27 protein-coding genes are annotated in these 25,601 nt (G+C 57.3%); 16 read left to right on the top strand and 11 right to left on the bottom strand.

Annotation, left to right across the window (positions count from 1 at the left end):
* The first annotated feature begins 10 nt into the window (after positions 1–10).
* Together C4S59_RS11235 and C4S59_RS11230 are read left to right on the top strand one after the other, a co-directional pair.
* Positions 11–589 carry a DUF1285 domain-containing protein gene (locus tag C4S59_RS11235; RefSeq protein WP_103910839.1) on the top strand — a complete coding sequence of 193 codons (579 nt, stop codon included), beginning with the start codon at positions 11–13 and terminating at the stop codon, positions 587–589.
* Positions 590–592: 3 nt separating this feature from the next.
* On the top strand, positions 593–1,348 hold the full coding sequence (locus C4S59_RS11230; protein ID WP_103910601.1) for a hydroxypyruvate isomerase family protein: 756 nt from the start codon (positions 593–595) through the stop codon (positions 1,346–1,348).
* Between the two features lie 2 nt (positions 1,349–1,350).
* Here C4S59_RS11230 and C4S59_RS11225 read toward each other — a convergent pair whose 3' ends face one another.
* Positions 1,351–2,169 (bottom strand): sulfotransferase family protein, encoded by an 819-nt coding sequence (locus C4S59_RS11225; RefSeq protein WP_103910600.1) that lies wholly within the window; start codon positions 2,167–2,169, stop codon positions 1,351–1,353.
* 151 nt (positions 2,170–2,320) lie between these two features.
* Between C4S59_RS11225 and C4S59_RS11220 the strand changes: the two genes are divergently transcribed.
* Positions 2,321–3,898 carry a DUF5928 domain-containing protein gene (locus tag C4S59_RS11220; RefSeq protein WP_103910599.1) on the top strand — a complete coding sequence of 526 codons (1,578 nt, stop codon included), beginning with the start codon at positions 2,321–2,323 and terminating at the stop codon, positions 3,896–3,898.
* 8 nt (positions 3,899–3,906) lie between these two features.
* Positions 3,907–4,278 carry a histidine triad nucleotide-binding protein gene (locus C4S59_RS11215; RefSeq protein ID WP_103910598.1) on the top strand — a complete coding sequence of 124 codons (372 nt, stop codon included), beginning with the start codon at positions 3,907–3,909 and terminating at the stop codon, positions 4,276–4,278.
* 90 nt (positions 4,279–4,368) lie between these two features.
* On the opposite strand, the gene C4S59_RS11210 is transcribed toward C4S59_RS11215, so the two are convergent.
* The gene (locus tag C4S59_RS11210; protein ID WP_103910597.1) at positions 4,369–5,301 is read right to left on the bottom strand and encodes an ABC transporter ATP-binding protein; all 933 of its coding nucleotides are present in this window, start codon (positions 5,299–5,301) and stop codon (positions 4,369–4,371) included.
* A gap of 75 nt (positions 5,302–5,376) precedes the next feature.
* Between C4S59_RS11210 and C4S59_RS11205 the strand changes: the two genes are divergently transcribed.
* From C4S59_RS11205 to C4S59_RS11195, 3 genes are all read left to right on the top strand, one after another.
* On the top strand, positions 5,377–5,556 hold the full coding sequence (locus tag C4S59_RS11205) for a zinc-finger domain-containing protein (RefSeq protein WP_103910596.1): 180 nt from the start codon (positions 5,377–5,379) through the stop codon (positions 5,554–5,556).
* 158 nt (positions 5,557–5,714) lie between these two features.
* Positions 5,715–8,531: a DNA polymerase I gene (polA, locus tag C4S59_RS11200; RefSeq protein ID WP_103910838.1), complete on the top strand. Its 2,817-nt coding sequence runs from the start codon at positions 5,715–5,717 to the stop codon at positions 8,529–8,531.
* A 31-nt stretch (positions 8,532–8,562) separates the two neighbouring features.
* Positions 8,563–9,246 carry an SGNH/GDSL hydrolase family protein gene (locus C4S59_RS11195; protein ID WP_234994742.1) on the top strand — a complete coding sequence of 228 codons (684 nt, stop codon included), beginning with the start codon at positions 8,563–8,565 and terminating at the stop codon, positions 9,244–9,246.
* 54 nt (positions 9,247–9,300) lie between these two features.
* On the opposite strand, the gene C4S59_RS11190 is transcribed toward C4S59_RS11195, so the two are convergent.
* A complete protein-coding gene (locus C4S59_RS11190) occupies positions 9,301–10,290 on the bottom strand; it encodes an adenosine kinase (protein WP_103910595.1) in 990 nt (329 codons plus the stop codon).
* Positions 10,287–10,931, bottom strand: coding sequence for an endonuclease III (nth, locus tag C4S59_RS11185; protein ID WP_103910594.1), 645 nt, complete (start codon positions 10,929–10,931; stop codon positions 10,287–10,289). The genes C4S59_RS11190 and nth overlap by 4 nt, the downstream gene beginning before the upstream one ends.
* Before the next feature lie 108 nt (positions 10,932–11,039).
* Between nth and C4S59_RS11180 the strand changes: the two genes are divergently transcribed.
* From C4S59_RS11180 to C4S59_RS11170, 3 genes are all read left to right on the top strand, one after another.
* Positions 11,040–11,876: a methylated-DNA--[protein]-cysteine S-methyltransferase gene (locus C4S59_RS11180; protein WP_103910593.1), complete on the top strand. Its 837-nt coding sequence runs from the start codon at positions 11,040–11,042 to the stop codon at positions 11,874–11,876.
* A 122-nt stretch (positions 11,877–11,998) separates the two neighbouring features.
* A complete protein-coding gene (locus C4S59_RS11175) occupies positions 11,999–12,667 on the top strand; it encodes an OmpA family protein (protein ID WP_103910592.1) in 669 nt (222 codons plus the stop codon).
* Between the two features lie 90 nt (positions 12,668–12,757).
* Positions 12,758–13,306: an NADPH-dependent FMN reductase gene (locus C4S59_RS11170; protein WP_103910591.1), complete on the top strand. Its 549-nt coding sequence runs from the start codon at positions 12,758–12,760 to the stop codon at positions 13,304–13,306.
* Here the strand turns inward: C4S59_RS11170 and C4S59_RS11165 are convergent.
* Together C4S59_RS11165 and C4S59_RS11160 are read right to left on the bottom strand one after the other, a co-directional pair.
* The gene (locus C4S59_RS11165; RefSeq protein ID WP_103910590.1) at positions 13,297–13,698 is read right to left on the bottom strand and encodes a VOC family protein; all 402 of its coding nucleotides are present in this window, start codon (positions 13,696–13,698) and stop codon (positions 13,297–13,299) included. The two genes, C4S59_RS11170 and C4S59_RS11165, sit on opposite strands and share 10 nt — an antisense overlap.
* Before the next feature lie 6 nt (positions 13,699–13,704).
* Positions 13,705–14,394 carry a sugar transferase gene (locus tag C4S59_RS11160; protein WP_103910589.1) on the bottom strand — a complete coding sequence of 230 codons (690 nt, stop codon included), beginning with the start codon at positions 14,392–14,394 and terminating at the stop codon, positions 13,705–13,707.
* Between the two features lie 930 nt (positions 14,395–15,324).
* On the opposite strand from C4S59_RS11160, the gene C4S59_RS11155 reads away from it, so the two are divergent.
* The 6 genes from C4S59_RS11155 (at position 15,325) to C4S59_RS11130 (ending at position 19,155) form a co-directional block, all read left to right on the top strand.
* Positions 15,325–15,939 (top strand): ribonuclease D, encoded by a 615-nt coding sequence (locus tag C4S59_RS11155; protein ID WP_103910588.1) that lies wholly within the window; start codon positions 15,325–15,327, stop codon positions 15,937–15,939.
* Positions 15,939–16,553: an LPS export ABC transporter periplasmic protein LptC gene (gene lptC / locus C4S59_RS11150; RefSeq protein ID WP_103910587.1), complete on the top strand. Its 615-nt coding sequence runs from the start codon at positions 15,939–15,941 to the stop codon at positions 16,551–16,553. Before C4S59_RS11155 ends, lptC begins: the two co-directional genes overlap by 1 nt.
* A gap of 10 nt (positions 16,554–16,563) precedes the next feature.
* The gene (lptA, locus tag C4S59_RS11145) at positions 16,564–17,070 is read left to right on the top strand and encodes a lipopolysaccharide transport periplasmic protein LptA (protein WP_103910586.1); all 507 of its coding nucleotides are present in this window, start codon (positions 16,564–16,566) and stop codon (positions 17,068–17,070) included.
* Positions 17,070–17,828, top strand: a complete 759-nt coding sequence (gene lptB / locus C4S59_RS11140) for an LPS export ABC transporter ATP-binding protein (protein WP_103910585.1) — start codon at positions 17,070–17,072, stop codon at positions 17,826–17,828. The genes lptA and lptB overlap by 1 nt, the downstream gene beginning before the upstream one ends.
* Before the next feature lie 244 nt (positions 17,829–18,072).
* Complete coding sequence (gene hpf / locus C4S59_RS11135; protein WP_103910584.1) at positions 18,073–18,639, top strand: ribosome hibernation-promoting factor, HPF/YfiA family; 567 nt, start codon at positions 18,073–18,075, stop codon at positions 18,637–18,639.
* Positions 18,640–18,690: 51 nt separating this feature from the next.
* On the top strand, positions 18,691–19,155 hold the full coding sequence (locus tag C4S59_RS11130; protein WP_103910583.1) for a PTS sugar transporter subunit IIA: 465 nt from the start codon (positions 18,691–18,693) through the stop codon (positions 19,153–19,155).
* Between the two features lie 66 nt (positions 19,156–19,221).
* Here the strand turns inward: C4S59_RS11130 and C4S59_RS11125 are convergent, their stop codons facing one another.
* The 5 genes from C4S59_RS11125 to galE are packed head-to-tail and all read right to left on the bottom strand — an operon-like array spanning position 19,222 to position 25,598.
* A complete protein-coding gene (locus C4S59_RS11125) occupies positions 19,222–20,652 on the bottom strand; it encodes a sulfotransferase family 2 domain-containing protein (RefSeq protein ID WP_103910582.1) in 1,431 nt (476 codons plus the stop codon).
* A gap of 6 nt (positions 20,653–20,658) precedes the next feature.
* Positions 20,659–22,359, bottom strand: coding sequence for a DUF5927 domain-containing protein (locus C4S59_RS11120; RefSeq protein WP_103910581.1), 1,701 nt, complete (start codon positions 22,357–22,359; stop codon positions 20,659–20,661).
* Complete coding sequence (locus C4S59_RS11115; protein ID WP_103910580.1) at positions 22,356–23,366, bottom strand: glycosyltransferase family 2 protein; 1,011 nt, start codon at positions 23,364–23,366, stop codon at positions 22,356–22,358. Before C4S59_RS11115 ends, C4S59_RS11120 begins: the two co-directional genes overlap by 4 nt.
* 50 nt (positions 23,367–23,416) lie before the next feature.
* The gene (locus C4S59_RS11110; protein WP_234994741.1) at positions 23,417–24,610 is read right to left on the bottom strand and encodes a glycosyltransferase family 4 protein; all 1,194 of its coding nucleotides are present in this window, start codon (positions 24,608–24,610) and stop codon (positions 23,417–23,419) included.
* 4 nt (positions 24,611–24,614) lie between these two features.
* Complete coding sequence (galE, locus tag C4S59_RS11105; protein WP_103910578.1) at positions 24,615–25,598, bottom strand: UDP-glucose 4-epimerase GalE; 984 nt, start codon at positions 25,596–25,598, stop codon at positions 24,615–24,617.
* Positions 25,599–25,601 lie beyond the last annotated feature (3 nt).

Genomic DNA, 25,601 nt, shown 5'->3' with positions numbered 1-25,601 from the left:
GGCAAAAGCAATGAGTACACAAAATCCCGTTATCCCGTCCGCAGAAGGGATTGCAGCATCGGTTCGTGCATCAAAAACACGCGGATTACCGCCGGTGCACAAATGGAACCCACCGTTCTGCGGCGATCTGGACATGCGCATCGCGCGGGATGGCACGTGGTTCTACGAAGGATCGCCGATTGGGCGCATCGGTTTGGTGAAGCTGTTCTCATCGATTCTGAAGATGGAAGACGGACGTTACTTTCTTGTGACGCCTGTAGAAAAAGTCGGAATCACCGTCGATGACGCGCCCTTTGTGGCAACGGATTTCACGGTGACAGGCGAGGGGAACGATCAGGTGATCCGGTTCGAAACCCATGTGGGCGATTTCACCGATGCAGGTCCTGACAATCCGATCCGAGTGGAGCGTGATGACGAAAGCGGAGAGCCTGCGCCTTATGTCCATGTCCGTGCGGGCCTTGAGGCGTTGATCGACCGCAAAAGTTTTTATCGGCTGGTGGAACTGGGCGTCGAAAATGACGGGTGGTTCGGGGTTTGGTCGCAGGGGCAGTTCTTTCCGATGATCCCTGCGGACGAACTGGACCTGTAAAAGGTGAAGTTCGCGGCGAACATCACCTTGCTGGATTTCGACTGTCCGGTTTTGGACCGGCCGTCGCGGGCCAAGGCGCTTGGGTTCGACGGGATCGAGTGTCTGTTTCCCTATGACCATTCGTTGGACGAATGGGATACCGCTTTGTCCGGTCTGCCTGTCGCGTTGATCAATTCGCCGGAACCGGATTGGGCGGCAGGGGCCCGTGGGTGCGGGGCGCTGGTTGGCTGGGAAGAGACGTTTCGTGAACGCGTTGAGAAAGCGCAGACGTATGCCAAGGCGCTGGGCGCGGATCGGCTGCATCTGTTGTCGGGAAATGCAGCGGGCGCAGATGCGCAGTCGGCACTGGTGAAAAATCTGCAATGGGCGGCGGACAGCGCGCCTGATCTGATACACACGATTGAACCGCTGAATCCGATCGATATGCCGGGTTATTTCCTGAATGATTACCATCTGGCGATTGATATTCTTGCGCAGGTGGATCGGCCCAATGTCGGCCTGCAATACGATGCATGGCACGCTCAGCGCATTCACGGCTCGGCTCTGGATGTGTGGAAGGATTGCAAAACCTATGTCACCCACGTTCAAATCGCAGGGCTAGCCGCCCGCAACGCCCCTGATCTGACGAACGCAGACGAAGTGGCGCTGCTAGAGGCGATTGCGGATCACGGATATGACGGCTGGGTCAGCGCGGAATACATGCCTGCGCCAGCGGATGATCCCGACTGGCTGGCCAAGGCACGGCAGATCACAGGTTAGGGTCAGTCGCCAAGCTTGGCGTGCACCTCGTCCAGATCGATCTCGGCGATGGGCATCTTGTTGCCCGGATTTTCGAAATCGTATTTGAACAGGTCGAAATCCCGTTTGTAGATTTCATAGACCAGATGCATCGACAGATCGTCGAAGTAATCCTCGACCGGATGGGCGCGTTTGGGGCCGTGACCTTCGCTTTCGTTAAAGCGCGGGATATCGGCCAGAACGACCGGGTGTTTGGTTTCGATGTTGTCCAGCACCTCTTGCATCCCGTCGTTGAATGCTTCTGTCCAGAAAATCTTGTTATAGCGGCCGCCGTTCACGATGAACGTCGATACATGGCCGGACATGGCGGACCAGTGAATGTCGGGGTCCATCGGACGACGCCAGCGGATGGTGTCGCGCGCGAACAGCAGGAAGCGGCGGAAGGACTGAATCTGGTCGAAGTCCTGCTTGCCGTCATCGCCGCCAACCTCGATCCCGTATTTCTGGATCAGCAGCGGCACAAGGTTGCCGCGATAGCGTTTGCCGTTCCGCTGGATGCCGCAGATTTTGTCGAAAAACGACGACAGGATGCGCGTGTAGGGGTTCCGAACGCAGGTAAAGGCATAGGACGAACGGGTTTTGACATTGGCGCGGATCGCCGCCTGACTTTCTTCGCGGGCCCATTTGTGCAGACCGGTCTGGGCGTCGTGGATGTCACCGTCAAAGAATTCGCCGTGGTCCGAATAATACATGATCTGACCGATGGTCGAACACGCACATTTGGGGACCACGCGGTAGACCACGCTTTCGCTCTCGGTCATCCATGTACCGGGGAAGCCCATATCATCACTCCAGAAACTGCTCTTTTTGGCCTGCTGCTTGCAACAACTGGCATTATTAGGCCAAAAAAGCAAAGAACCGAGGTTCATTCAATCTTAGTTTGCGCGTATCAAGTTACAAAATCGGGCGAAAATAGGGCAGTCAGTATCTGGAATGGCAAAAATCGCGTTCATTCTGCTGTGTCACAAAGACCCTGACGCCATCATTCGACAGGCGCTCAGCCTTACGGCTGTGGGCGATTATATGTCGATCCACTTTGATGCCAGCGCGCCGAAAGCGGCCTACGATAAAATCCGTAGTGCGCTGAAAGATAACCCAAATGTCACATTCTCGAAAAAACGCATCCGCTGCGGGTGGGGGGAATGGAGCCTTGTTCAGGCGACTTTGTACGCGGTCGAAGCGGCAGTAGACGCATTCCCGCGGGCCACACATTTCTACATGCTGTCCGGCGATTGCATGGCGATCAAATCGGCGGAATATGCGCACGAGTTTCTGGACAAGCGCGAAGTCGATTACATCGAAAGCTACGATTACTTCAAATCCGACTGGATCAAGACCGGCTGGAAAGAAGAACGTCTGATCTATCGTCATATCTTTAACGAACGGACCCAGAAAAAACTATTCTACGGGATGTTCGAGTTCCAGAAACGTCTGGGTCTGACGCGCAAAGTGCCCGATGATCTTGAGATCATGATCGGCAGTCAGTGGTGGTGCCTGCGCCGCCGCACAGTTGAATGGATTCTGGATTTCACCAAGAAGCGCCCCGATGTGATGCGGTTCTTCCGTACAACGTGGATTCCGGATGAGACATTTTTCCAAACGCTGGTGCGCCATCTTGTGCCGGAAAAGGAAATCGAGTGTCGGACGCTGACATTCCTGATGTTTACCGACTACGGGATGCCGGTGGTGTTCTACAATGACCACTACGACATGCTGCTCAGTCAGGATTTCCTGTTCGCCCGTAAAATCAGCCCCGCCGCGCGGGATATGAAGCGGCGATTGGGGGTTCTTTATTCGACTGAAGGCGTCAACTTCCAGATTTCGAACGAAGGCCGGTCGCTGTTCAAGTTCCTGTCTGGTAAGGGCCGGATCGGACGCCGGTTTGCGCCGCGGTTCTGGGAAACCGAAAGCTCGCTCGGGCGTGAGCGTGAATTGCTTATCGTGGTTTGCAAGAAGTGGCATGTCGCCAAACGTCTGCTGGATCGCATCCGGCAGATGACCAACATCCCGTGCATCGAATACCTGTTCAACGAAGAACAGACGGCCCTGCCTGATCTGGGGGGTATTCAGACAACATTGGGCAAACGACACCGTCATAGGCGCGCGTTGATGCGGATGTTGTTTGACTACTATGACACGGACAAGCTGGTGGTTTGTATCGATCCCGGCAACCTCGACCTGCTGGAAGATTTCTGCCGCGACCGTGCGACGACTCGGGTGCTGGAAATCGAATGCCAGTTCAGTGACGAATACATGATCGGGCATGCGATGCGTGTGGGGCTTGCGGGCGATCAGACGCCGCAGGAAACGCTGAACCGTTTGTTGCCGACAATCCGCAACGACATCCTTCACGAATCCGACCGGATCAGGGATGCCGAGTTCGAACACTACATGCGTATCCGTGAAACCGAGACGCCCGAGGTCAATGCAGAAACGCTTGAGGCGTTTTTGACGGTGCCGCATGATCAGGCGATCGAAATTGCGCGCAGCCCTTACTTATTTGCCGACTGAGGACAGACATGGCCTATAGCTACGACGATCAGAATATCTTTGCGAAAATCCTGCGCGGGGAAATTCCGAACACCACGGTTCTTGAAACCGAACACAGCCTTGCGTTCCGCGATCTGTACCCGCAGGCGCCGACCCATGTTCTGGTGATCCCAAAGGGGCCTTACGTGTGCTTCGATCACTTTGCGCAGACAGCCTCGGATGTGGAAATCGTCGATTACGTGCGTGCGGTCGGTGAGGTTTGCAAGATGGAAGGTGTCGAGGCGGATGGTTTCCGTCTGATCGCCAACGCTGGCAAGAACGGTGTGCAGGAAGTGCCGCATTTGCATGTGCATATTCTGGCGGGTCGCAACCTTGGCCGTATGTTGACGCCTGCCAGCTAAGTCCTGATCCCATTGTGCGCGGCCCTGTGGGCCACGCGCAGGTTTATCTCACCCCTGCTTTGGCAGGGGCTCGGGTTTGGTCGGCTTGGTTTATGCTGCGCGCGTGAGTTTCAGGAACACATCTTCCAGATCGGGTTGTTCTGTTCGCACATCGCGGATGCGGATGCCTGCATCGCGCACGGCATCCAGAACGTCGTCGGCGCTGATGTCGCTGGCACGGTAGTGGAAGGCCAGAGTGCCGTCTTCGCGGGTTTCGATCCGGACGTGGTCGACGTCTGGTAGTGTGTCTGGTCGCTCAGACGGGTCGATCACGATGGTGCGGCTGTCCAGTTGGCCCAGAAGGTTCTTCGTGCTGTCGCGGGCGATCAGGCTGCCTTTGTTGATGATCGCGATCTCGTCGCACATTTCCTCGGCTTCTTCGAGGTAGTGGGTGGTCAGGATGATCGTCATACCCCGTTCGCGGTTCAGTTTGCGCACGTTTTCCCACAGCATCTGGCGAAGTTCGATATCCACGCCTGCGGTGGGTTCATCCAGAACAAGGATATGGGGGTGATGAACCAGCGCCTTCCCAAGCAGCAACCTGCGGCGCATACCGCCGGACAGGGTGCGGGCGTAGGCGTGGGCCTTATCCTCTAGCCCGACCATTTTCAGGATTTCATCTGACCGGCGTTGGGATTTCGGCACGCCGTAGAGGCCTGCCTGCACTTCCAGCGCGCCGCGTGGGGTGAAAAACGGGTCGAGGTTCAGTTCCTGCGGCATCACACCGATCGACGCGCGGGACTGGCGCGGGTTCTTGTCCTGATCGAAGCCCCAGATTTCCACCTGACCGGCTGTTTTCTTCACAAGGCCCGCCAGAATGTTGATCAATGTGGACTTGCCCGCACCGTTTGGCCCAAGCAGGCCGAATACGCTGCCTTCGGGGATTGTCAGGTCGATCCCCTTTAGCGCGTCTTTGGCTGGGGCGTTGCCTTGGGCTTTGTAGGTTTTGCGTAACCCTTGGATACGGATTGCATCATTGCTCATGCTCTGACTTGCCCCCTTCGTAAGATTTGCTCATAAGGCATCTAGTGCAAAGAAGACCCGAGGGGAATCCACGCAATGAGCCAGGACGCGCCTGAAACTAAAATCGTCGATACCTATCGTGTTGCCTGTGATGGCGGCGAAGGTGCTTTGGGTCATCCCCGTGTGTGGCTGCAGATCCCCCAAGATCAGGGCTGGGTCGAGTGCGGCTATTGCGATGCCCGCTTTATTCACAAAGATCACGCCGACAAAGCCTGATCCATTCTTTCTGTAGATTGACCCGATCGCTGCCAGACCTGCGGTTTGGCGGCTTTTGCTGTTTCGGCTGTTTGTGACTGTTGTCGGCAAAAGACTTGCTGGCGGCATCCTTCGGAACATGTCAGAAACCTGATGACGCTGATTATGGAGACGACGGCATGAGCACGGGATTTGGCAAGGGATCGCATCTGCATCTGATTGATGGATCGGCTTTCATCTTTCGCGCCTATCACGCCCTGCCGCCGCTGAGCCGCAAATCTGACGGTTTGCCGATTGGGGCCGTGTCCGGGTTCTGCAACATGTTGCAGCGCTATGTCGAAAATAACTCGGGCAAGGATGCGCCGACGCATATTGCGGTGATCTTCGACAAAGGCAGTCATACCTTCCGCAACGATCTGTACGATCAGTACAAAGCCAACCGAGAGGCGATGCCCGAAGATCTGCGCCCGCAGATCCCGTTGACCCGTCGCGCGACCGAGGCGTTCAATATCGCCTGCAAAGAGCTTGAAGGCTACGAGGCTGACGACATCATCGCCACGCTGGCCTGTCAGGCGCGTGAGGCGGGCGGGTCGGTCACGATCGTCAGTTCGGACAAGGACCTGATGCAGTTGGTAGGCGATGGTGTTGTCATGTACGACGCCATGAAGAACCGTGTGATCGACCGCGATGGCGTGTTTGAAAAGTTCGGCGTTTATCCCGAAAGCGTGGTGGATGTTCAGGCGCTGGCAGGCGATTCCGTCGATAACGTGCCGGGCGCGCCGGGGATCGGTGTGAAAACGGCGGCTCAGTTGCTGGGTGAATTCGGCACGCTGGAAGAACTGTTGGACCGCGCGGAAGAGATCAAACAGCCCAAGCGCCGTCAGACCCTGATCGAAAAGCGCGATCAGATCGAACTGTCGAAAAAGCTGGTGCAGCTGGATTGTGAAACGCCGCTGGATTTCACGCTGGATGATCTGGAACACACCGATCCTGATCCCGGCACGTTGCTAGGTTTTTTGAAAGAGATGGAATTCCGCACGCTGACCAAGCGGATTGCGGATGCGTTCGGGGTCGAGGCTCCGGTCATTCCTGACACCACACCGCAGGGTGCGAACCCGCCCGCCGACAACGGCCCGTCGGTGGCGGACATCCCGTTTGAACCGGCCAGCTACGATTGTGTGCGCGATGTCGAGGCGTTGAAGACGTGGATCGCGCAGGCGCATGAGCTTGGTTACGTGGCGGTCGATACCGAAACCACCAGCCTGAACGAAATGACGGCGGAACTGGTCGGTGTGTCTTTGTCGGTCGAGGCGGGAAAGGCGGCTTACATCCCCTTGGGGCATCGCAGCCAAGGGGGCGATGATCTGTTCGGTGGGGCCGAATTGGCCGAAGGGCAGATCAAACTGGACGAGGCGCTGGCGCTGCTGAAACCGCTGCTGGAAGATCCGGCTGTGATGAAAATCGGCCAGAACATGAAATACGACGCCAAGGTACTGGCGCGCTATGGCATTGATATCGCACCGATTGATGACACGATGTTGTTGTCTTATGCGATGAATGCAGGTCTGCACAGCCATGGCATGGACGCACTGTCCGAACGCTATCTGTCCCATTCGCCGATCCCGATCAAAGAGGTCATCGGTTCGGGCAAAAGTCAGATTACATTTGATCTGGTCCCGATTGATGAGGCCACGAAATACGCGGCCGAGGATGCGGATATCACCCTGCGCCTTTGGCAGATTTTCAAGCCGCAACTGCATCAGGCCAAGGTGACCCGTGTCTATGAAGGCATGGAGCGCCCCTTGGTGCCGGTTCTGGCGGATATGGAACGTGCGGGCATCAAGGTGGATCGCGATACGCTGTCGCGCATGTCCAACGCGTTTTCGCAGAAAATGGCGGGGCTTGAGGCCGAAATCCACGAAATGGCGGGCCAGCCCTTTAACGTCGGATCGCCCAAACAGCTGGGTGAGATTCTGTTCGACAAGATGGGTTTCGAGGGTGGCAAAAAGGGCAAGACCGGCGCCTATGCAACCGGCGCTGATGTGCTTGAGGATCTGGCAACCGAACACGAACTGCCGCGCCGCGTTCTGGACTGGCGTCAGTTGTCCAAGCTTAAATCGACCTACACCGACGCGCTGCAGGAACACATCAACGCCGAAACGGGCCGCGTGCACACGTCCTATTCCATCGCGGGCGCGAACACGGGGCGCTTGGCCTCGACCGATCCGAACCTGCAAAACATTCCCGTCCGGACCGAAGAAGGCCGCCGCATCCGCGAGGCGTTCATTGCCGAACAGGGCAAGGTGCTGGTGTCGTTGGACTACAGCCAGATCGAACTGCGCATTCTGGCGCATATCGCGGGCATTGATGCGCTGAAACAGGCGTTCCGCGAAGGGCAGGACATTCACGCAGCTACCGCGTCTGAAATGTTCAACGTGCCCTTGGACGAAATGACGCCGGACGTGCGCCGTCAGGCCAAGGCGATCAACTTCGGTGTGATTTACGGTATCTCGGGCTTTGGACTTGCGCGGAACCTGCGCATTCCGCGGGCCGAGGCGCAGGGCTTTATCGATCGGTATTTTGAACGCTTCCCCGGTATCCGGACCTACATGGACGAAACCACCGAATTCGCCAAGAAACACAGCCGTGTGGAAACCCTGTTCGGTCGCGTGATCCACACGCCCGAGATCGCCGCCAAAGGCCCGCGCGCAGGCTTTGCTAAACGTGCCGCGATCAACGCGCCCATTCAAGGCACCGCCGCCGACATCATCCGCCGCGCGATGATCCGTATGCCGGATGCGATTGCGAAATTGCCCGCGACGATGCTGCTTCAGGTGCACGACGAACTGTTGTTCGAAGTGGAAGAAGGCGCTGTCGACGAATTGATCGCTGCGGCCCGCGACGTCATGGAAAACGCCGCTGATCCCGTTGTAAAACTGGATGTGCCGCTGGTTGTTGATGCCGGTCAGGGGGCGAACTGGGCCGAGGCGCATTGATCGGCTGACCACGTTAAACAAGGCAGGATACATGGCCCGTTTTTTATTGGCACTTTGCATAAGCGTTTTGCTGTCAGCGACCAGTTCGCTGGCGCAAGAGCGCAAAGTGTTGGTGATGGGCGATTCCCTGATGGCGGTGCACAAGATCAAGGGCCGCTCGGTCGGGCAATACCTTGAACGCTACCTGAAAACCGAGGTCGAAGATAACTCCAAGCTTGGCGCATGGATGATCTATCGCCTGCCGCTGACGGGGGCTTTGGGCTTTTCTATTCCGCGCCAGTACAAACCCGGTCACTGGGACTGGGTGGTACTGAACGGTGGCGGCAACGATCTGTGGCTGGGCTGTGGGTGCAGCAAGTCATGCAAGGGCAAGCTGGATCGCCTGATTTCGGCCGACGGCAAGCGTGGCGAAATCCCCAAGTTACTGAGCGCTATACACAATAACGGATCGCGCGTGATCTATGTGGGCTACCTGCGCAGCCCCGGTATCGACACCCCGATCGAGGCCTGCAAACCGTGGGGCGATGCGCTGGAAGCGCGGATTGATCTGTTTTCGCAGCAATCCGGACGGCTGAACTATCTGTCTTTGCAGGGCTTGGTGCCAGAAGGCGATGCCAGTTATTTCGCGAATGATCTGGTGCATCCGGCGACGAAAACCAGTCAGGAAATCGCCCGCCGTATCGCCGAAATCATCGTCCGGACCGAGCGGCAGTAAGGCACAAAAAAACCGGCGCTGGATCGCGCCGGTTTCTAGTCAAGTCTTCAGGTTTCAGATCAGGCCGTTGGTCTTGAACAACTCGGGCAGGCTGACCTCGGGGCGGGGGCCCATGTGGCTGATAACTTCGGCGGCAGCGGCGCAGCCCATGCGGCCCGCAGCGTCCATATCCGCGCCTGTCACCAAGCCGTACAGGAAGCCGGCAGCAAACTGGTCACCTGCGCCTGTGGCATCCACAGGCACGGTTTTCTGAACCGGCACGTCGGTGCGCTGGCCGTCGCGGATGATGCTGACGCCGTCACCGGAACGTGTGCAGACCACAATCGGGCAGATCGCGGCGACAGCGGCCAGATCGGATTCCAGATCGTCGTTGCCGTAGAGGCCGCGAATCTCGGCCTCATTCCCTATCACGAAATCCAGTTCGTTTTCGATCAGCGTCAGAAAGTCATCGCGGTGGCGGTCGACGCAAAACGGATCGGACAGAGAAATGCCAGCCTTACCACCCGCAGCGCGGCAGGTGCGGGCGGTTTTGACAAACGCTTCTTTGCCCTTGTCCTTGTCGAACAGGTAGCCTTCCAGAAACACGATCTCGGCCTCGCCTGCGACGTCCTCGGATACGTCATCGGGGCCGACCTCGGACGAGATGCCAAGGTATGTGTTCATCGAGCGCTCGCCGTCGGGCGATACAAAGATCATGGATCGCGATGTAGGCAGTTCGTCACCCGCCACAGGCGCGTTCACGAAATCGGTGCCGTCATCGGCCATGGCCTGCGCATAAAAGCGGCCCAGCGCGTCATCTTTGACACGGCCGATAAACGCGGTGCGCAGACCCAGATTGCCCAGGCCCGCCAGCGTGTTCGCAACCGATCCACCGGGTGCCTGAACGCGGTCATCCATCGCGCCGTACAGCACTTCGGCGCGTTCGCGTTCGACCAGTTGCATGATGCCTTTTTCGATCCCCATGTGATCCAGAAAGCTGTCTTCGGCGCGGGTGATCACGTCTACAACGGCGTTGCCGATGCCGACGACTTGGTACTTTTTCATTCGGTTTTGTCCTCGAACTGACAGAGGTCGCGGATATGGCAGGCCGCGCATTTGGGTTTTCGGGCCACGCAGATATAGCGTCCGTGCAGGATCAACCAGTGGTGTGCGTGTTGTTGGAAATCGACGGGGATGTGGTCTTCGATGGCGCGTTCTACGGCGACCACATCTTTGCCGGGGCAGATGCCTGTCCGGTTGCCGACGCGGAAGATGTGGGTATCCACCGCCTGCGCCGGATAATGCCACCACATGTTCAGCACGACGTTCGCAGTCTTGCGGCCCACACCCGGCAGGCTTTCAAGCGCGGCGCGGGAATTGGGAACCTCGCTGCCGTATTCTTCGACCAGAATTTTGGACAGCTTGATGACGTTCTTGGCCTTGTTGCGATAAAGCCCGATCGTCTTGATGTGTTCGATCACGCCCTCTTCGCCAAGTGCCAGCATCTTTTCCGGCGTGTCCGCGATCTGGAACAGTTTTTCGGTCGCTTTGTTCACGCCCGCATCGGTGGCCTGCGCAGACAGCGCGACCGCCACGACAAGCGTGTAGGCGTTGACGTGGTTCAATTCGCCTTTCGGTTCCGCCTCGGCCGCTTGGAAGCGGGTAAAGATTTCGCGGATCGTATGATAATCAAGCTGCTTTGCCATGGCGCGTTAATGACGGCTGCGGGCACATTGCGCAACATTCGGGTCGCGGGACGCGGCGTCCTGACGCTAAGGTGTGGCCAAGCTACCCTGATTTGACCGAGGCCCCCGATGAACGTGCAGACCGAAGGCTACCATTTCCAGATCATGCGCCGCGCCATCGAACTTGTGGATCAGGTGGGACCAACCGCCACGCTTGAGGAACTGGCCGCTGCGATGGACATGAGTCCTGCGCATTTCCAGCGTGTGTTCACCCAGTGGGCTGGTGTCAGCCCGAAACGGTTCAGCCAGTATCTGACGCTTGGACACGCCAAGGCGCTGCTGCGGGATCGGTTCACCACGCTGGAAACGGCCCATGCGACAGGGCTGTCCGGCACGGGCCGCCTGCATGACATGTTCCTGCGGTGGGAGGCTATGAGCCCCGGTGAATACGCCACAGGTGCAGAGGGGCGCGAGATTTACTGGGGCTGGTTCGATAGCCCCTTTGGCCCCGCATTGGTGATGGGTACAGATAAAGGCATCTGCGGCATCGCGTTTTCGGCTGAAAGCGGCGAAGAAGAAGCGATGCGCGATATGACATCGCGTTGGCCAGCAGCACGGTTTGTTGAAGCGCCCGAGAAGCTGGCGCAATGGACGCAGACCGCCTTTGGCACCGGTCCGGGCGAGGTGCCTTTGGTGCTGATCGGTGCGCCGTTCCAGATCAAGGTGTGGGAGGCGCTGATGCAAGTCCCGTCGGGATATGTGACCACCTACTCCGAGATTGCCGAGGCGATTGGTAACCCCAAAGCGGTGCGGGCCGTGGGAACAGCCGTCGGTCGGAACCCGATCAGTTATCTGATCCCGTGCCACCGTGCCCTGCGCAAATCAGGTGGTTTGGGTGGCTATCATTGGGGGCTTCCTGTGAAACGCGCGATTCTGGCATGGGAAGGTGCGCGAGAGGATGCGTGAGTAAATCAACTTATTGGCAAAATGCTGCCTATTCACAGGATGTTTTCTTGGGATGGATGGAACGAACCTCGTATAAGCTGCGTTGAACTCACTCTGGGATGACCAACACACGAGGGACCCAAATGATCCGTACGAGCAGAAATATCCTGTTGTCCACAGCCGCGCTTATGGCGTTGACCGCCTGTGATCCGGCCGTGATGAACAGCCCCGACAACACACGTCGTAACACGCAGCAAGGTGCCCTGATTGGCGCTGGCGTGGGTGCACTGGCTGGCGTGATCGCCGGCAACGACGCTGAAGAACGCCGCAACAACGCTATCGTAGGTGCCGCAATCGGTGCAGGCGCAGGCGCGTTGATCGGCAATGAACTAGACAAGCAAGAAGCCGCGCTGCGCCAGCAGATGGCAAACGACGACGTCATTATCCGCAACACAGGTGACCGTCTGATCGTGACCCTGCCGCAGGACATCCTGTTTGCCACAGATTCCACATCCGTCAGCCCCGTGCTGCAAGGTGATCTGGCTGCGCTGTCCAACAACCTTCTGCAATACCCGAACAGCACCGTTCAGGTCGTCGGTCACACCGACAACGTAGGTGACGCAGGTTACAACTTTGATCTGTCGCAGCGCCGCGCGCAGGCCGTTGCCGGTATCCTGATTTCGAATGGCGTGTCTTCTGGCCGTATCCAGACCATCGGTCGTGGTGAAGACGCACCGATCGCGTCGAACCTGACACCGGAAGGTCGCGCACAGAATCGTCGTGTTGAAATTGTGATCTTGCCAACAACCTGATCTGACACAATTTTAGTGCAAGCAAAGGCGCTGCAGCTTGCTGTGGCGCCTTCTTTTTCGGCAGGACGGCAAGAAGGACGGAACGATCACATGGCTGAATTGAAACTGGTTGGAATTTGCGGATCGCTGCGCAAGGCATCGACGAACCGTATGTTGATGATGGCGGCAGTGGAACACTTCGGACCTGCGGATTTCGAGGAAATGGATATCGACTGGCCGGTTTATAATGGTGATGTCGAAGCCGAAGGCATCCCCGAGGCCGTCCTGAAAGCGGACGAATTGCTGCGATCCGCTGATGCGGTGATCGTGACCACGCCTGAATACAACAAAGGCATTTCCGGATCGCTGAAGAACGCGCTGGACTGGCTGAGCCGGACCAAAACGCAGCCTTGGTCAGGTCGTCCGGTGGCTGTGATGTCGGCGGCGGCTGGTGTGCAGGGTGGGGCCCGCGCACAATCCATGCTGCGTCTGTGCCTGAACCCGTTTCGTCCTCATGTCATTCCGGGTCCCGAGATCATGCTTGGTCAATCCGGTCAGCAGTTTGATGAAAACGGCAAGCTGACCAACGACGGCACGCACAAGTTCCTTGGTGAACTGATGGGCCAGCTTCGCGAACTCGCAGAAGCGCGTCAGAGCTGATTTGATATCTCGATCAGGTTTGCATCGGGGTCGCGCAGGTAAATGGACCTGAGCGGCCCCACAGCGCCTGTGCGACCCACTGGGCCCTCTTCTATCCCTACACCGCAAGCCGACAGATGGACGATCCAGTCGTCCAGAGCCGTATCTGACAACAGGCACAGGTCAGCGCTTCCGGGTGTCGGGTGGTTGGCCTTGGGTTCAAACTCGGCCCCGGCCTGATGCAAGTTGATCTTTTGCGACCCGAACACCAGCGCGTGGCGCAGGACGTCGTCTGCGCCGCGAAATTCCTGATGGGTCATGCCCAAAGCATCGCAATAAAACGCAATGGTCGCGGAGATATCCGCGACCGTCAGAACCAGATGATCAAGTGACTTGATCTGCGGTGATGTCATGCGTTTTTAGCAGCCTGTTCCGTTAACCACGACGCGCACAGTACGCAGCATGACCCGGAAATCGGTCAGGAAGGACATCTGGCGCAGGTAATCGGTATCAAACTGCGCGCGGTCGGCAAAGCTGGATTCGTTACGAACCGAGGTTTGCCAAAAACCGGTGATGCCGGGACGCAGCGCGTAATACGCCGTGCCGGGATAGATTTTCTGCTGATCAACCATCATCGGACGCGGGCCAACGATGGACATATCGCCCTTCAGGACGTTCCAGAGCTGCGGCAGTTCGTCGATGGACGTTTTGCGAATGAGGTGGCCAACTTTGGTGATGCGCGGGTCGTGACGCAGTTTCTGTGTCAGGTCCCATTCGGAACGGGCTGCGGGGTTGGCCGCAAGATACCCTTCCAGCATCTGGTCCGCGTTCGGGACCATGCTGCGCAGTTTCCACATGTTGAAGACAGCGCCGTTTCTGCCGACACGGCGCTGACGATAAAACGGAGACCGCCCATCCAGAGCGACGAGAAGTACAAACGGCAGAGCAATCATCAAAGCAGGGAGGGTTGCGAGCAAGACAAGCATAATGTCCAGGGCGCGTTTCGCGACGCCACGATAAACAGAACTCGTACGGGCACCATCAAGGGCGCCAACCACTAAACTTTCGAACTCGTTAGACTTAACCGACTGGTACAAGTGCATGGTCATGAAGACCCTCCGAAAACCCACTAGTGGAGTTCCGAACGATCAATCGCTAACTGTACACAAACATGTCCCGTGCCCAAAAACCTGAAACCGAGGCTTTTGAGTGCTTTCGCCAAGGCGAATGCTGGGATGATCGTTACACAAAGCAGGCAGCGACGCGCAGACCGAACTTAACCCCGTAATTTCAGCACCAGCCCCCAGGCGCTTTTGTTTGCATCCGCCGTCCGAAAGACATTGGATACTCTTTCGATATGCATTTGTGGCAGATTTTAGTCAACGGGGCAGTTTTGCATGCACTTTTGAGTTGTATCGCATTTTCATGCAAAACCCGCGCGCGGTTCTCATATTAACCCCTTAATTCCGCGCGGACGGTTGTCTGGCCACTGGTGCGTTTTGTATGTGGGGATGCAGTCGGGTAATAAAATGGGGGAAAAAGTCAGAGAATTCCCCCTAAAAAGTGCGATTTTTCACCTGTTCAGGGCGGCGCTATTGGGCTGCATTTGAGAACAATTTTGAAATAAATCTCGATTGTTTCTCATTTGGGCTATTTTTTATCAAAGGCGGTCATTCTTTTGTCTTTTTTGACCGAATTTATATTCAACGTGAGTGATATTTTTGAAAGTTCTTGTATAATCAAAGTGACTTTAGTTGGTCATTGATTCTACTTGACCCAATACCTGCCGGTTTCGTGTTTCGGGTAAAAAAGCCGACACGCGAAAGCTGTAGGAAAGTGCTCACGAAATGTTACAAATCGGGCGATAATGTGGTGTGTCTTTCGATACCACCCCTGAAATTGGACCGAATTAAGGCGGGATTCGCCCGAATCATCCGCTGAATCCCCCGATATCGGCGAAGGTTTTCCTAGGTGAGTTGCCTCGCGCGGGCGGGCTGTCTATGTCCGATACATCGAACTGAGCACTTAAGGGCGAACGCATGGCCAATTTTCTATATCAAGGCGACCTGCCCGATGATCTGGACTTGGGCGACACCGTTGCCATTGATTGCGAAACGATGGGATTGCATCCGCATCGCGACCGGCTGTGCGTTGTGCAGCTGTCGGGCGGTGACGGAAACGCCCATATGGTTCAGATCGCCAAAGGTCAGACCAGCGCGCCAAACCTTGCGCGGCTTCTGGAAGATTCGAACGTATTGAAGCTGTTCCATTATGGCCGTTTCGATATCGCAGCTATGTATAATGCCTTTGGTGCGTTGGCCGCGCCGGTTTATTGCACCAAAATCGCCAGCCGGTTGGTGCGCACCTATACTGACCGCCACGGTCTGAAGAACCTTTTGCAGGAACAGCTGGGCGTCGACATCTCGAAGCAACAACAGTCCAGCGATTGGGGCGCGGACGAACTGACCAACGCGCAACTGGATTACGCGGCATCGGATGTTCTGCATCTTCATCGCTTGCGCGAAAAGATGGATGAGATGCTGATCCGCGAAGGTCGCAAAGAACTGGCCGATGCCTGTTTTGAGTTTCTGCCCACCCGCGCCAAGCTTGATCTGGCGGGTTGGCCGGACACGGATATCTTTGCTCATTCCTGATGGCACGGGCAGAGGGCACATATTCGCGGGTTGTCGCGTGGATGAAAATCCTGTTGCCACTTGTGGCGCTGGGACTGTTATCGACGATCTTTCTGTTCTCCAAGAAAAGCGACCCGACCGAAGATCTTCCCGTTCGCACGCGCGCGATCCTAGAGGAAAAAGAATCCGAGCAAGCCAGCAACGCGACCTACTCCGCCACGATGGACGATGGTGCTTTGCTGACATTGCGTGCGGCGACAACGCGCCCTGATCCGGATGCGACAGATGGGTTGGTCGCCAGCGATTTCGCGGCCCAGATGGATATGACCGACGGGTCACGCATCAATCTGTCTTCGCCGGATGCTGCGTTGGATAATGAAGCCAGCACTGCAACCTTGCGCGGGGGCGTGCGGATTATCAGTTCTACGGGCTACACCATCGAAACCGACACGCTGAAGGCAGCCACAAACCGGATCTCTGCCGAAAGTGAAGGCACTGTCACCGCTACGGCGCCCGAGGGCACTCTGACCGCCGGTCGCATGGTGATCACAGATCAGGCGGAAAGTGGCGGGGATGACGTGCAATTGCTTTTCACTGACGGCGTCAAGATGATATACGAACCCCAAAGCGATTGAGTGCTGCCGTATGTTGAAAAGACTTCTATTGATTTCCGCACTTTGCCTGACAGGTGGTGCGGCTTTTGCCCAAGGGGCAAACGTGGCCTTTGGGTCAGTGCAGCAGGACTCGTCTCTGCCGATCGAAGTCAGCGCTGATAACCTGTCGGTCAACCAAAGCGACGGCACGGCTTTATATACAGGCAACGTTGTGATCGGTCAGGGCGAGATGCGTCTGGCCGCCCCCCGCGTGTTGGTGGTTTACGCCGAGGGCGCAGGTCAGATCGACCGGCTTGAGGCCACGGGCGGCGTCACGCTGGTCAGCGGCGAGGAAGCCGCAGAGGCGGATCGCGCCGACTATAACCTGCAAGACAATGTCGTGGTCATGATCGGCAACGTGCTTTTGACCCAAGGGGGCAACGCGCTGTCGTCGGATCGTATGACCGTTTACCTCAAGGATGGCACGGCCCAGATGGACGGGCGTGTCCGGTCGATCATCCAGCCCAGTTCGAACACCGAAGAGGGCGAAGGCCAGTAATGACGGCACCCAAGCTGACAGTCACCAAAGGCCAAGGTGGATTGGTCATTTCGCACTTGCGCAAAAGCTATCGCAAGCGTGTCGTGATCCGTGACGTCAGCATGGAAGTACAGCCTGGCGAGGTTGTGGCACTGCTTGGCCCTAACGGATCCGGTAAAACGACCAGCTTTTATGCCATTGCCGGTCTGGTGAATCCCGAAGGCGGGCAGGTCAACATTGATGGCAAGGATGTCACCTTCCTTCCCATGTATCGCCGTGCGCGTCTTGGGATCGGCTATCTGCCGCAGGAAATGTCGATCTTTCGCGGCCTGACGGTCGAGGCGAACATCGCTGCCATTCTGGACATCTCGCAGAAAGATGCGCGCAAGCGTCGCGAACGTCTGGAAGAACTGTTAAGCGAATTTTCCATCGAACACCTGCGCCGCGCGCCCGCGCTTGCGCTGTCGGGTGGTGAGCGGCGCCGTGTGGAGATCGCGCGCTGTCTGGCGGCTGATCCAAAGTACCTGCTGCTGGATGAACCTTTTGCCGGTGTCGACCCGATTTCGGTCGGGGATATCCGTCATCTGGTGTCTGATCTGAAAAACCGTGGCATCGGTGTTCTGATCACCGACCACAACGTGCGCGAAACACTGGAATTGGTCGATCGCGCCTACATCCTGCACGACGGCAAGGTTCTGATGTCCGGCGCGCCGGACGAAGTGGTTCAGAACGAAAACGTGCGCCGTGTGTATCTGGGTGACAGCTTCCGCTTCGGCTGAATTGCCCGTTTCCGCGAGCATTAGATAGTTTTCTATAGGATTCGATTGACAGTCGGGCGCGGCATGCTTTCATATTAAGTATGGCGATGCACGATCCAGGTTGGAAATCGGCTCCCCCTTGTTCAAGGGGCCAAGTCGATCAACCAAAATCCGCCCGCCCTTACCACCTCTGCCTGGCGTAAAAAACCGGACCGGTTTGGTCCGTCCTGTTCGCCTGTGCAGACATAATAAGAAGGACACTTCCATGCGCTATCAGATTACGGGAAAGCAGATCGATGTTGGCGAAGCTCTTCAGACGCACGTCAAAACCGAACTGGGCTCTGTCATCGAAAAGTACGCTGGCCGTCCCACTGACGGAACCGTCATTTTTTCAAAAAGCGGGCATGAGTACGTCTGCGAAACCACTGTTCACCTGTCCACTGGCCTAACCTGTACAGCCAAGGCACATGAGAATGAAATTTATGCTGCATTCGAGGCATGTGTTGAGAAAATGGACAAACAACTGCGCCGCTATAAGCGCAGATTGAAAGATCATCATAAGGAACGGACGACTCCGGTTGAACTTTTCGGAGCCTCCTCGTATATCCTCGCCGGAACGACAGAGGCCGATGAGGCCGTTGAACCGGATACGCTTCAACCGATCATCGTGGCTGAAATGGAAACCAAGATCCCTTCCCTTTCTGTAGGTGAGGCGGTCATGCAAATGGAGCTTGCCGGCGCGCCGGTACTTGTCTTCCGGAACGAAAAGAAAGACGGCGTGAACGTTGTCTATCGCCGTGAAGACGGGAACATCGGTTGGATTGACCCATAAGTCACGCCATGAACTGGCCGGCCTGATCGGATAAGCAAGAGCAATCTGCAAATGAATTTCATGGATCTTTTAACGCCTGACGCTGTCAAAATCGTCGGTGCGGTATCAAGTAAGAAACGGCTGATGCATGACATCGCCGATCTTGCGGCCTCGGCCTATGGGTTTAACGCTTCGATGACAGTCGAGGCGTTGATGGAACGCGAAAGCCTTGGTCCCACTGGTGTGGGCCACGGCGTCGCTCTACCGCACGCGCGGGTTCCGGACCTGGACGAGGTCAAAGGTCTGTTCATTCTGTTGGAAAAGCCAATCGACTTTGAGGCGGTCGACCGCCAACCGGTTGATCTGGTCTTTGCTCTGTTCGCGCCCGAAGATGCGGGTGTTGAACACCTGAAGGCCTTGGCGCTTGTGTCGCGGACGCTGCGGGATGCGAACTTCTGCACCAAGCTGCGGTCAAATCCGGATGCGAACAAGCTGTTCACCATCCTGACCGAAGCCCAGTCTGTTCAAGCGGCTTAAGCTGACCTGAAAAATCAAAAAGCCCCGTCGGTTTCCGGCGGGGTTTTTCTTTGGCCAAAGCGTAGGTTATTCCGACCAGTCCTGGTAGCCGAACATCATGTAGTCGCGCCCGTAGGCGTCGCGGCACAGCTGTTCCATCGTGTCGTCATAGATGTCGGACAGCGTGAAAGGCACGTCTTTCGCGGCGGGCACCGGATCAGCGGGCGCAGGGTTGCCTGCCTGCATCGCCAGTGCGGGCAGATAGGTTTCCATTTCGTGTTCGCGAACGATCAGATCAGGCAGCGCAAATTCACCCATGTTTGTCAGCGTCAGGCTTTGCGTGGCCCAATGGCCATCGGTCCGGATGCTGGTCTGGCCGGACAGGTTGGCCTTGATGAACCGCAAAAAGCCGTGGAATGCCTTGCGGTGATCTTCGGCCCCATAGGTTTCGGGCGATACGTCGTCGGGCAAGCCAAGGTTATAGTGCTTGTTCAGGTTGCGGCGGATTTGCGCAAAGCTGCCTTTGCCTGTTGATACGATCTTCTCGCAAAAGGCGGCATGGGCGCGGGCGAGTGGGTGGCGCACCACTGTAAAGCTGCGGTTCTGCGGGTTGGCGTTTTTCCACTGTCGTAGGGTTTTCTGGCTGAAGTCGCCGACAAGTTCCGCCTCGCTGACGCCATCCAGCGCAGCCAGCCACCTCTTGACCGCATCCTCGGGCCCTGAACGTAGCGGCATGTACAGCAAAGGTGTTTTGGCACCCGCAATGTAACTGGGCACAACCGGTCCACGACGGGGTTCGAAATTCGGGGTGCGGGTCAGGTTGAACCGGTCCAGACGCACCAGTGCGCGTTCCATATCGTCAAAGTTTTCCACCTTGTCCGCGATGGGCTGCGGGTTCTGGCGTTTCAGGGACTTGTCCAGTTCTTCCAGCCGGTCCGGAATGCCCAGCCATGCGGCCATGCCGTTCATGACCTCAACGCTTTGCAGGTCTTCGTAGGCCACGTAAAACGCCGTCTGTCCGGTCACCTGAAGCCGGTTCTGAAGCGTGATCTGGAATTCCTGCAGCGCGGTCAGATGTTCTTCGAATTCGCGGCGGTCGAATACGGCCTTTTCTTCGCGGCGCTTTTTCAGGTTGGTCAGTTTCCACTGGCCGGTGGCCTGCGCGATTTTCCAGCTGACATAGCTGTCGATCGGATTGCGTGTCAGGACGATCTTGGCGCAGCGGTGGTCCGCCAGCATCGCATCCAGAATGCGCGGATCATGATCGTGGAAATAGCGGAAGCCCCCCAAGCCATGACTGGCCTTGGCGATCTGGGCCAACAGGCGCAGCGGGTCTTTTTCACGGTCTTCCTGAGTGATGCCAAGGATTTCGGTGCTGTTCGGATAGCCGATGAAATGCGGGTTGAACGCCTCGCCGTAACACGTCAGGGTCGGAAAGGCGTTGATGTTCGTTTCCAAAAAATTCGAGCCGGTCCGCATTTCGGCGAAGACCACGAAATAGTCGAAGCGCTGCGTCATAAAACGTTATTTCTTAACTAGATACGGTCTGCGCGCACGGCTTGCGCCATGGCGTTGTGGCGGATCCACGGGGAAATCCCCCATCAGATAGGGGTGCATCCCCTGGTTCTTCAAATTCTGCAAAAACTGACCAAAGCCCGCAAGGTTTTCCATTCTCGGTGCCTCGGACAGGCGGCGAACGGATTTCTGCCCGATCTCGTCGATGATGACCTGTAGGGGTTCCATCGGGGCCTCGATAAATTCGGCCATGGTCCAGATACGGATGCGCGCCTTGGCGTCGGGCGAGCGCAGCTCATCCAGCATCTTGGCTTCGATTTTCTGAAGCTGCGCGGCCTCGGCGCGGATTTCGCCGAAGTTGCGGTTGGATTTGAACAACGGAACAGCCCACGCGCCAGAAATCACGGAAATCTGTGCGTTCGGGTCGCGGGCGAAGTGTTCGTTGATTTCGGGCGTGTCCGTCGGCCCGTATTGGAAACACTGCCGTTCGCCACGGGTGTTCCAGATCAGGTTCGTCAGGAAGGACCGCGGGTTATAGTCACGAATGGCGGCACTATCCGACAAAGCACCGTTGATCACGCTTTGTCCGTTGGCAAAGTTGGTGGCGTCAGGCCCGAAAAGATGGCCATGAACCTGAGTGCCAGTCGCGCGCGCCAACCAAGGTTCGAAATCGGTGAAAAGTTCGCTGAACCCTTGGAAAACCGAATACTTGCCCGCCGTCAGCCCGTTTTCCCAACCCCAGTTCGGAAAACGGCTTTGCATATAGAGGCCCGGGCGGCCGCGCGTCCGGCGGTCCACCGCTTTGGCAAAGATGCGGTCGATCTTGCCTGGGTTCGGTTCAGTCCGGCTGGCTTGTGCCTCGGCATCACCAAGGAACGCATTATAAAGCCGTTCCGCATGTGGCCAGATTTTCCGCGCAACGAAACAGTCCGACCGCCGCAAAAGCTGAAGGTGGTCGTCATAGAAGATGTGCGGTTTGCCTTGGAAGTCGAACTTGGACAGGGTCAGCGACCGGCTTTCGATCGTGGTCGAATACAGCCGCGAAAGTGTCTGGAAATAGCTTTCATCCGGAATCCACACATGGCGGAAATACCGGTCATAGACATGACGGCGCGGGTCCTGAAGGATCGCCGACAGGGTCTGACGGGTCAGGCACCACCACTGGCTTCCCATGTGGGGAACGATGCCGCGCGGCACGCGGCGGCGGTAGCCGACGGCGCGTTGCAGGTCGACGAATTTGTCGAACAGATAGCGGTTGTTGCGCCACGAAAACGGGAACCGCATGGTAAAGCGCTCTTCGTCCAGACCGCCCACGGTCCAAGGCACATCAGCGGTTGTGGCGCTTTCGATGAAATCCACGCGCGGGCGTTCGGCCAGATAGTCGATCAGTTCCTCAACCGGACGCAGTGGCAGGCACGACCCTGACGACAGATAGACGTGGCGTACGTCAGGGAATTTGGACAGCATCAGCTCGGACGCGTCCTGACTGGCGGCGACCAGCCCCCACGATCCCCATTCGCAGCGGTGGCGCAGGGAAAAGGCCAGATCGTCAATGTCAGACAGCCGTTCAACGAAATCCGTGTAAGCCTTGCGCGGCACTTTGGCGTCGACATGGATCACAACGGGGCAACCGGCCTTGGCCCAGTGGCGGGCGACCTGTTCCGCGCGTCCCAGCGCGGTGTGCACCAGCATGATGATCCCGACGCTCATGCCCAGTTCCCCTTGGACATCAGTCCCAGAATCTCAAGCTGGCGCCAGTTGATGTATTTCTCAGACCACTTGCACCACAGGTCAGGATTGTCCTGAAGCCCGTCGGCGTAGGCGATGTATTCCTTGGACCCCGCATAGTGCTGGCGGCGTTCCAGTTCTTCCTGCGCCTTGGTCGAAAACGTATCAAGGAATTTGGTGTGCAGCAGAACGCCGGATGCCTTTTCACCACCCCATTCGTCATACACAAGGTTCAGGCCGCGCGGCAAAAGCGTGTGGGTCGAACTGACAAATGCATAGCGCCGGTTCCATTTGACCAGCGGAATCTTGTTCAGCGCAGGCGACCGTTCCGGTTCATCGGGAAAGAACATGCGCGTGCGCGGGCCACCCTGAATCCACAGGTTCCCGTACTGCGGGTTCTTCTGGATCATGTAGTTGCCGGGATCAAACCATGACGCGATTTCCAGCGGGTTCTGGCCAGCCTCATAGGGTTGCGCGTCGATACGCCCCTTGGGGTACATATCCAACAGCATCGCGCCAAAGGATTTGATCGAGGACGCATCCAACCAGTCGGTCAGCGCGCGCAAGGGGCGCGTATCGCAGAACGGGTACAGAAAGAATTCGTCGGGATCGACGGTCAGGCACCAATGTTCGTGCCCGTATTTCATCTGAAGCCAGTTCAGCCAGTCCACGCCGAAACGGGACCGTTTATAGCTGGCCTTGGAATGCCAGACAGACACATCCGGCTGCCGCGCAAGGTAATCCAGCGATCCGTCGGTCGAGTCATTGTCGACGAACAGAAAGTGGTTGATCCCCATGTCACGGTAGTAATTCAGGAAGTAAGGCAGGCGGATGCCTTCGTTCCGCATGGTCGAAAACAGCAGCAGATCGGATTTTCGGATCTGGTCGGTGCGGTTTGCAATGGCCCGCAGGTCACGACGCTTGCGGAAGGCGCGGATCAACCAGCGCCGTCTTTGCAATCGTAATCTGTAGGACCGCCAGACGCCCAACTACCAACCTCCTGCATAGTCGAATGACCATGCCCTTTACAACGGCCCTATCAGATATGCGTAAAGACGACCTTGAAATGATCTTCCCAATTTGGCGGAACAAATTGGATGGTGCGATCTATAAGGCCGTCAATCTGCGCGTCGCCCGACTGGGCAAGCCGTTCTATATATTGCCGCCAAAGATAACGGTCGCCGATGTCAGCGTAAATGGCTTTGTCGCCAAGGACTTCGTGATAGATCGGCAGTTCGTGTACTATTACGGGTAGGTCCAGTGCCGCTGCTTCTACAGGTGGTAGTCCAAAGCCTTCTGCGTGGCTTGGAAACAGCAGCGCGCGGGCGTTTTTCATAAGTCCAAAGACCTGATCGTCGTTTAAACCGCTGAGCACGTGGATGTGCGGCGGCTTTGCATCCAGTCGCGCCAGTGTTTCGCGGTTTTCCCAGCCGCGTGATCCGATGATCAGCAGGTCAGGGGCGTCGTCGCCTAAATCTTCCCAGACATCCAGCAACAGCGCGTGGTTCTTTCGCGGCTCGATCGTGCCGAGGGTGACAAAGTAGTTGTCTTTGTTCCAAGGCCCCTCAGGTGGGGTGCCGCAACGCGGGATTTGCACGCCAAGGTGGGCCATAACGACCGGCGGCGCGCTGGGGCAGTGGCGGGCAATATCGCGGGCGGTCTGTTGGGAATTCGCGATCAGCAGATCGGCGTTATCCGCGGCGCGCGATAGCAAAACGCGGAAAGTCTCGACCGTGCAGGCACGTTGATACTGCGGGTAATCAAGCGGGATCGTGTCGTGCACCAGAAAGGCGATTTTCAGGTCCAGAACCTGCCGGAGCCCTTTAACCGTGTGCGCATCCAGCATGGTGTGACCGGTGTTGATGTAGTGCGTTCCGGGCATCAGGTGGCGTTGCAGAAGTTTGCCCAGACGGGATCTTACCGTGCGCCCGCGCGCCATTTTGCGCAGTGTCGCCTCGACCCCTGCGCGGGCTGGATCACCGCGCCTTGCTAGTCGTGACAGAAAGCCGGGCTGGTCCCAATCATTGGTCATCAGCCGGATGCGGAATTCACGGCAGCCTTCCTGATCCAGCAGGATATAGCCCACCGATGTGCGGATCAGACCATGGAGCGGCACGTCGTCCGTCAGCCCGTAAGTCAGATAGGCAAACTCGACCCTGTCGACACCCGTCATCGGACGGCCTGCGCGGCTGGTCAGGCGGGTCAGGTCAAGAAGGCGGGCAGGGGGTGTCACAGTGTTATTCCGTGTATTCGCCGTGCTGTTGCCAGCGCCACGCATCTTCGATCATGTCCCGCATGTTCGACCGTTTCGGCGACCAGCCCAGTTCCTTGATCGCGCGTTCGGACCCCGACACCAGTTTCACCGCATCACCTGCACGGCGCGGGCCTGTGGTGTGCGGCACGTCGCGGTTGGTCACGCTGCGCGAGGCATCGATGACTTCGCGGACGGAAAAACCGTCGCCCGTTCCAAGGTTGAACACGCGACTTTCTTTATCATCCAGCAGCCACTTCAGACCCAGAATATGCGCCTCGACCAGATCGCAGACATGGACATAGTCGCGGATGCAGGTGCCGTCGGGCGTGTCATAGTCGGTGCCGTAGATCGTAAGCGCGTCACGCTTGCCTTCGATGGCTTCCAGCATGACGGGGATCAGGTGCGTTTCGGGGCGGTGGAATTCGCCCACTTCGGCCTCGGGGTCGGCGCCTGCGACGTTGAAATAGCGGAAGATGATGTGGCGCAGCCCGTGGGCGGCCTCGAAATCGCGCAGGATGTCTTCGATCGCGCGCTTGGACGCGCCATACGCGTTCAGCGGCATCTGGGCCGAGTTTTCGTCCAGCACAACGTTGTCCTGATCGCCATAGGTCGCACAGGTCGATGAGAAGACGAAATTCATGCAGCCTGCTTCGACGGCGGCTTCGATCAGGTTCAGCGAACCCGAGACATTGTTGCGCCAGTACAGGCCGGGCTTTGACATCGCCTCGCCCACTTGGCTGAGCGCGGCAAAGTGCATGACGGCGACTGGCTTGTGTTCTTCGAAACACCGCTTCAGCGCGTCGGGATCCAACAGGTTGCCTTCGAACACAGGTCCGAATTTGACCGCCTGTTTCCAGCCGGTCGAAAAGTTGTCGAAGGTCACAGGGATGAAACCCGCCGCCCGCAAAAGCTTACAGGCGTGCGAGCCGATATAGCCCGCTCCGCCTGTCACCAGAATCTTTGTCACTGG

This window comes from Thalassococcus halodurans (assembly GCF_900108225.1).
In the GTDB taxonomy this organism is placed as follows: Bacteria; Pseudomonadota; Alphaproteobacteria; order Rhodobacterales; family Rhodobacteraceae; genus Thalassococcus; species Thalassococcus halodurans.
The sequence above is the reverse complement of the archived record's forward strand: the minus strand, read 5'-3'. Positions and strand labels throughout refer to the sequence as shown.

What these genes read in the sequence shown, in the direction of transcription:
- C4S59_RS11235 (WP_103910839.1), top strand. Translation starts at nt 11, where the DNA reads ATGAGTACACAAAATCCCGTTATCCCGTCCGCAGAAGGGATTGCAGCA.
- C4S59_RS11225 (WP_103910600.1), bottom strand. Translation starts at nt 2,169, where the DNA reads ATGGGCTTCCCCGGTACATGGATGACCGAGAGCGAAAGCGTGGTCTAC.
- C4S59_RS11220 (WP_103910599.1), top strand. Translation starts at nt 2,321, where the DNA reads ATGGCAAAAATCGCGTTCATTCTGCTGTGTCACAAAGACCCTGACGCC.
- C4S59_RS11215 (WP_103910598.1), top strand. Translation starts at nt 3,907, where the DNA reads ATGGCCTATAGCTACGACGATCAGAATATCTTTGCGAAAATCCTGCGC.
- C4S59_RS11210 (WP_103910597.1), bottom strand. Translation starts at nt 5,301, where the DNA reads ATGAGCAATGATGCAATCCGTATCCAAGGGTTACGCAAAACCTACAAA.
- C4S59_RS11205 (WP_103910596.1), top strand. Translation starts at nt 5,377, where the DNA reads ATGAGCCAGGACGCGCCTGAAACTAAAATCGTCGATACCTATCGTGTT.
- polA (WP_103910838.1), top strand. Translation starts at nt 5,715, where the DNA reads ATGAGCACGGGATTTGGCAAGGGATCGCATCTGCATCTGATTGATGGA.
- C4S59_RS11195 (WP_234994742.1), top strand. Translation starts at nt 8,563, where the DNA reads ATGGCCCGTTTTTTATTGGCACTTTGCATAAGCGTTTTGCTGTCAGCG.
- C4S59_RS11190 (WP_103910595.1), bottom strand. Translation starts at nt 10,290, where the DNA reads ATGAAAAAGTACCAAGTCGTCGGCATCGGCAACGCCGTTGTAGACGTG.
- nth (WP_103910594.1), bottom strand. Translation starts at nt 10,931, where the DNA reads ATGGCAAAGCAGCTTGATTATCATACGATCCGCGAAATCTTTACCCGC.
- C4S59_RS11180 (WP_103910593.1), top strand. Translation starts at nt 11,040, where the DNA reads ATGAACGTGCAGACCGAAGGCTACCATTTCCAGATCATGCGCCGCGCC.
- C4S59_RS11175 (WP_103910592.1), top strand. Translation starts at nt 11,999, where the DNA reads ATGATCCGTACGAGCAGAAATATCCTGTTGTCCACAGCCGCGCTTATG.
- C4S59_RS11170 (WP_103910591.1), top strand. Translation starts at nt 12,758, where the DNA reads ATGGCTGAATTGAAACTGGTTGGAATTTGCGGATCGCTGCGCAAGGCA.
- C4S59_RS11165 (WP_103910590.1), bottom strand. Translation starts at nt 13,698, where the DNA reads ATGACATCACCGCAGATCAAGTCACTTGATCATCTGGTTCTGACGGTC.
- C4S59_RS11160 (WP_103910589.1), bottom strand. Translation starts at nt 14,394, where the DNA reads ATGACCATGCACTTGTACCAGTCGGTTAAGTCTAACGAGTTCGAAAGT.
- C4S59_RS11155 (WP_103910588.1), top strand. Translation starts at nt 15,325, where the DNA reads ATGGCCAATTTTCTATATCAAGGCGACCTGCCCGATGATCTGGACTTG.
- lptC (WP_103910587.1), top strand. Translation starts at nt 15,939, where the DNA reads ATGGCACGGGCAGAGGGCACATATTCGCGGGTTGTCGCGTGGATGAAA.
- lptA (WP_103910586.1), top strand. Translation starts at nt 16,564, where the DNA reads ATGTTGAAAAGACTTCTATTGATTTCCGCACTTTGCCTGACAGGTGGT.
- lptB (WP_103910585.1), top strand. Translation starts at nt 17,070, where the DNA reads ATGACGGCACCCAAGCTGACAGTCACCAAAGGCCAAGGTGGATTGGTC.
- hpf (WP_103910584.1), top strand. Translation starts at nt 18,073, where the DNA reads ATGCGCTATCAGATTACGGGAAAGCAGATCGATGTTGGCGAAGCTCTT.
- C4S59_RS11130 (WP_103910583.1), top strand. Translation starts at nt 18,691, where the DNA reads ATGAATTTCATGGATCTTTTAACGCCTGACGCTGTCAAAATCGTCGGT.
- C4S59_RS11125 (WP_103910582.1), bottom strand. Translation starts at nt 20,652, where the DNA reads ATGACGCAGCGCTTCGACTATTTCGTGGTCTTCGCCGAAATGCGGACC.
- C4S59_RS11120 (WP_103910581.1), bottom strand. Translation starts at nt 22,359, where the DNA reads ATGAGCGTCGGGATCATCATGCTGGTGCACACCGCGCTGGGACGCGCG.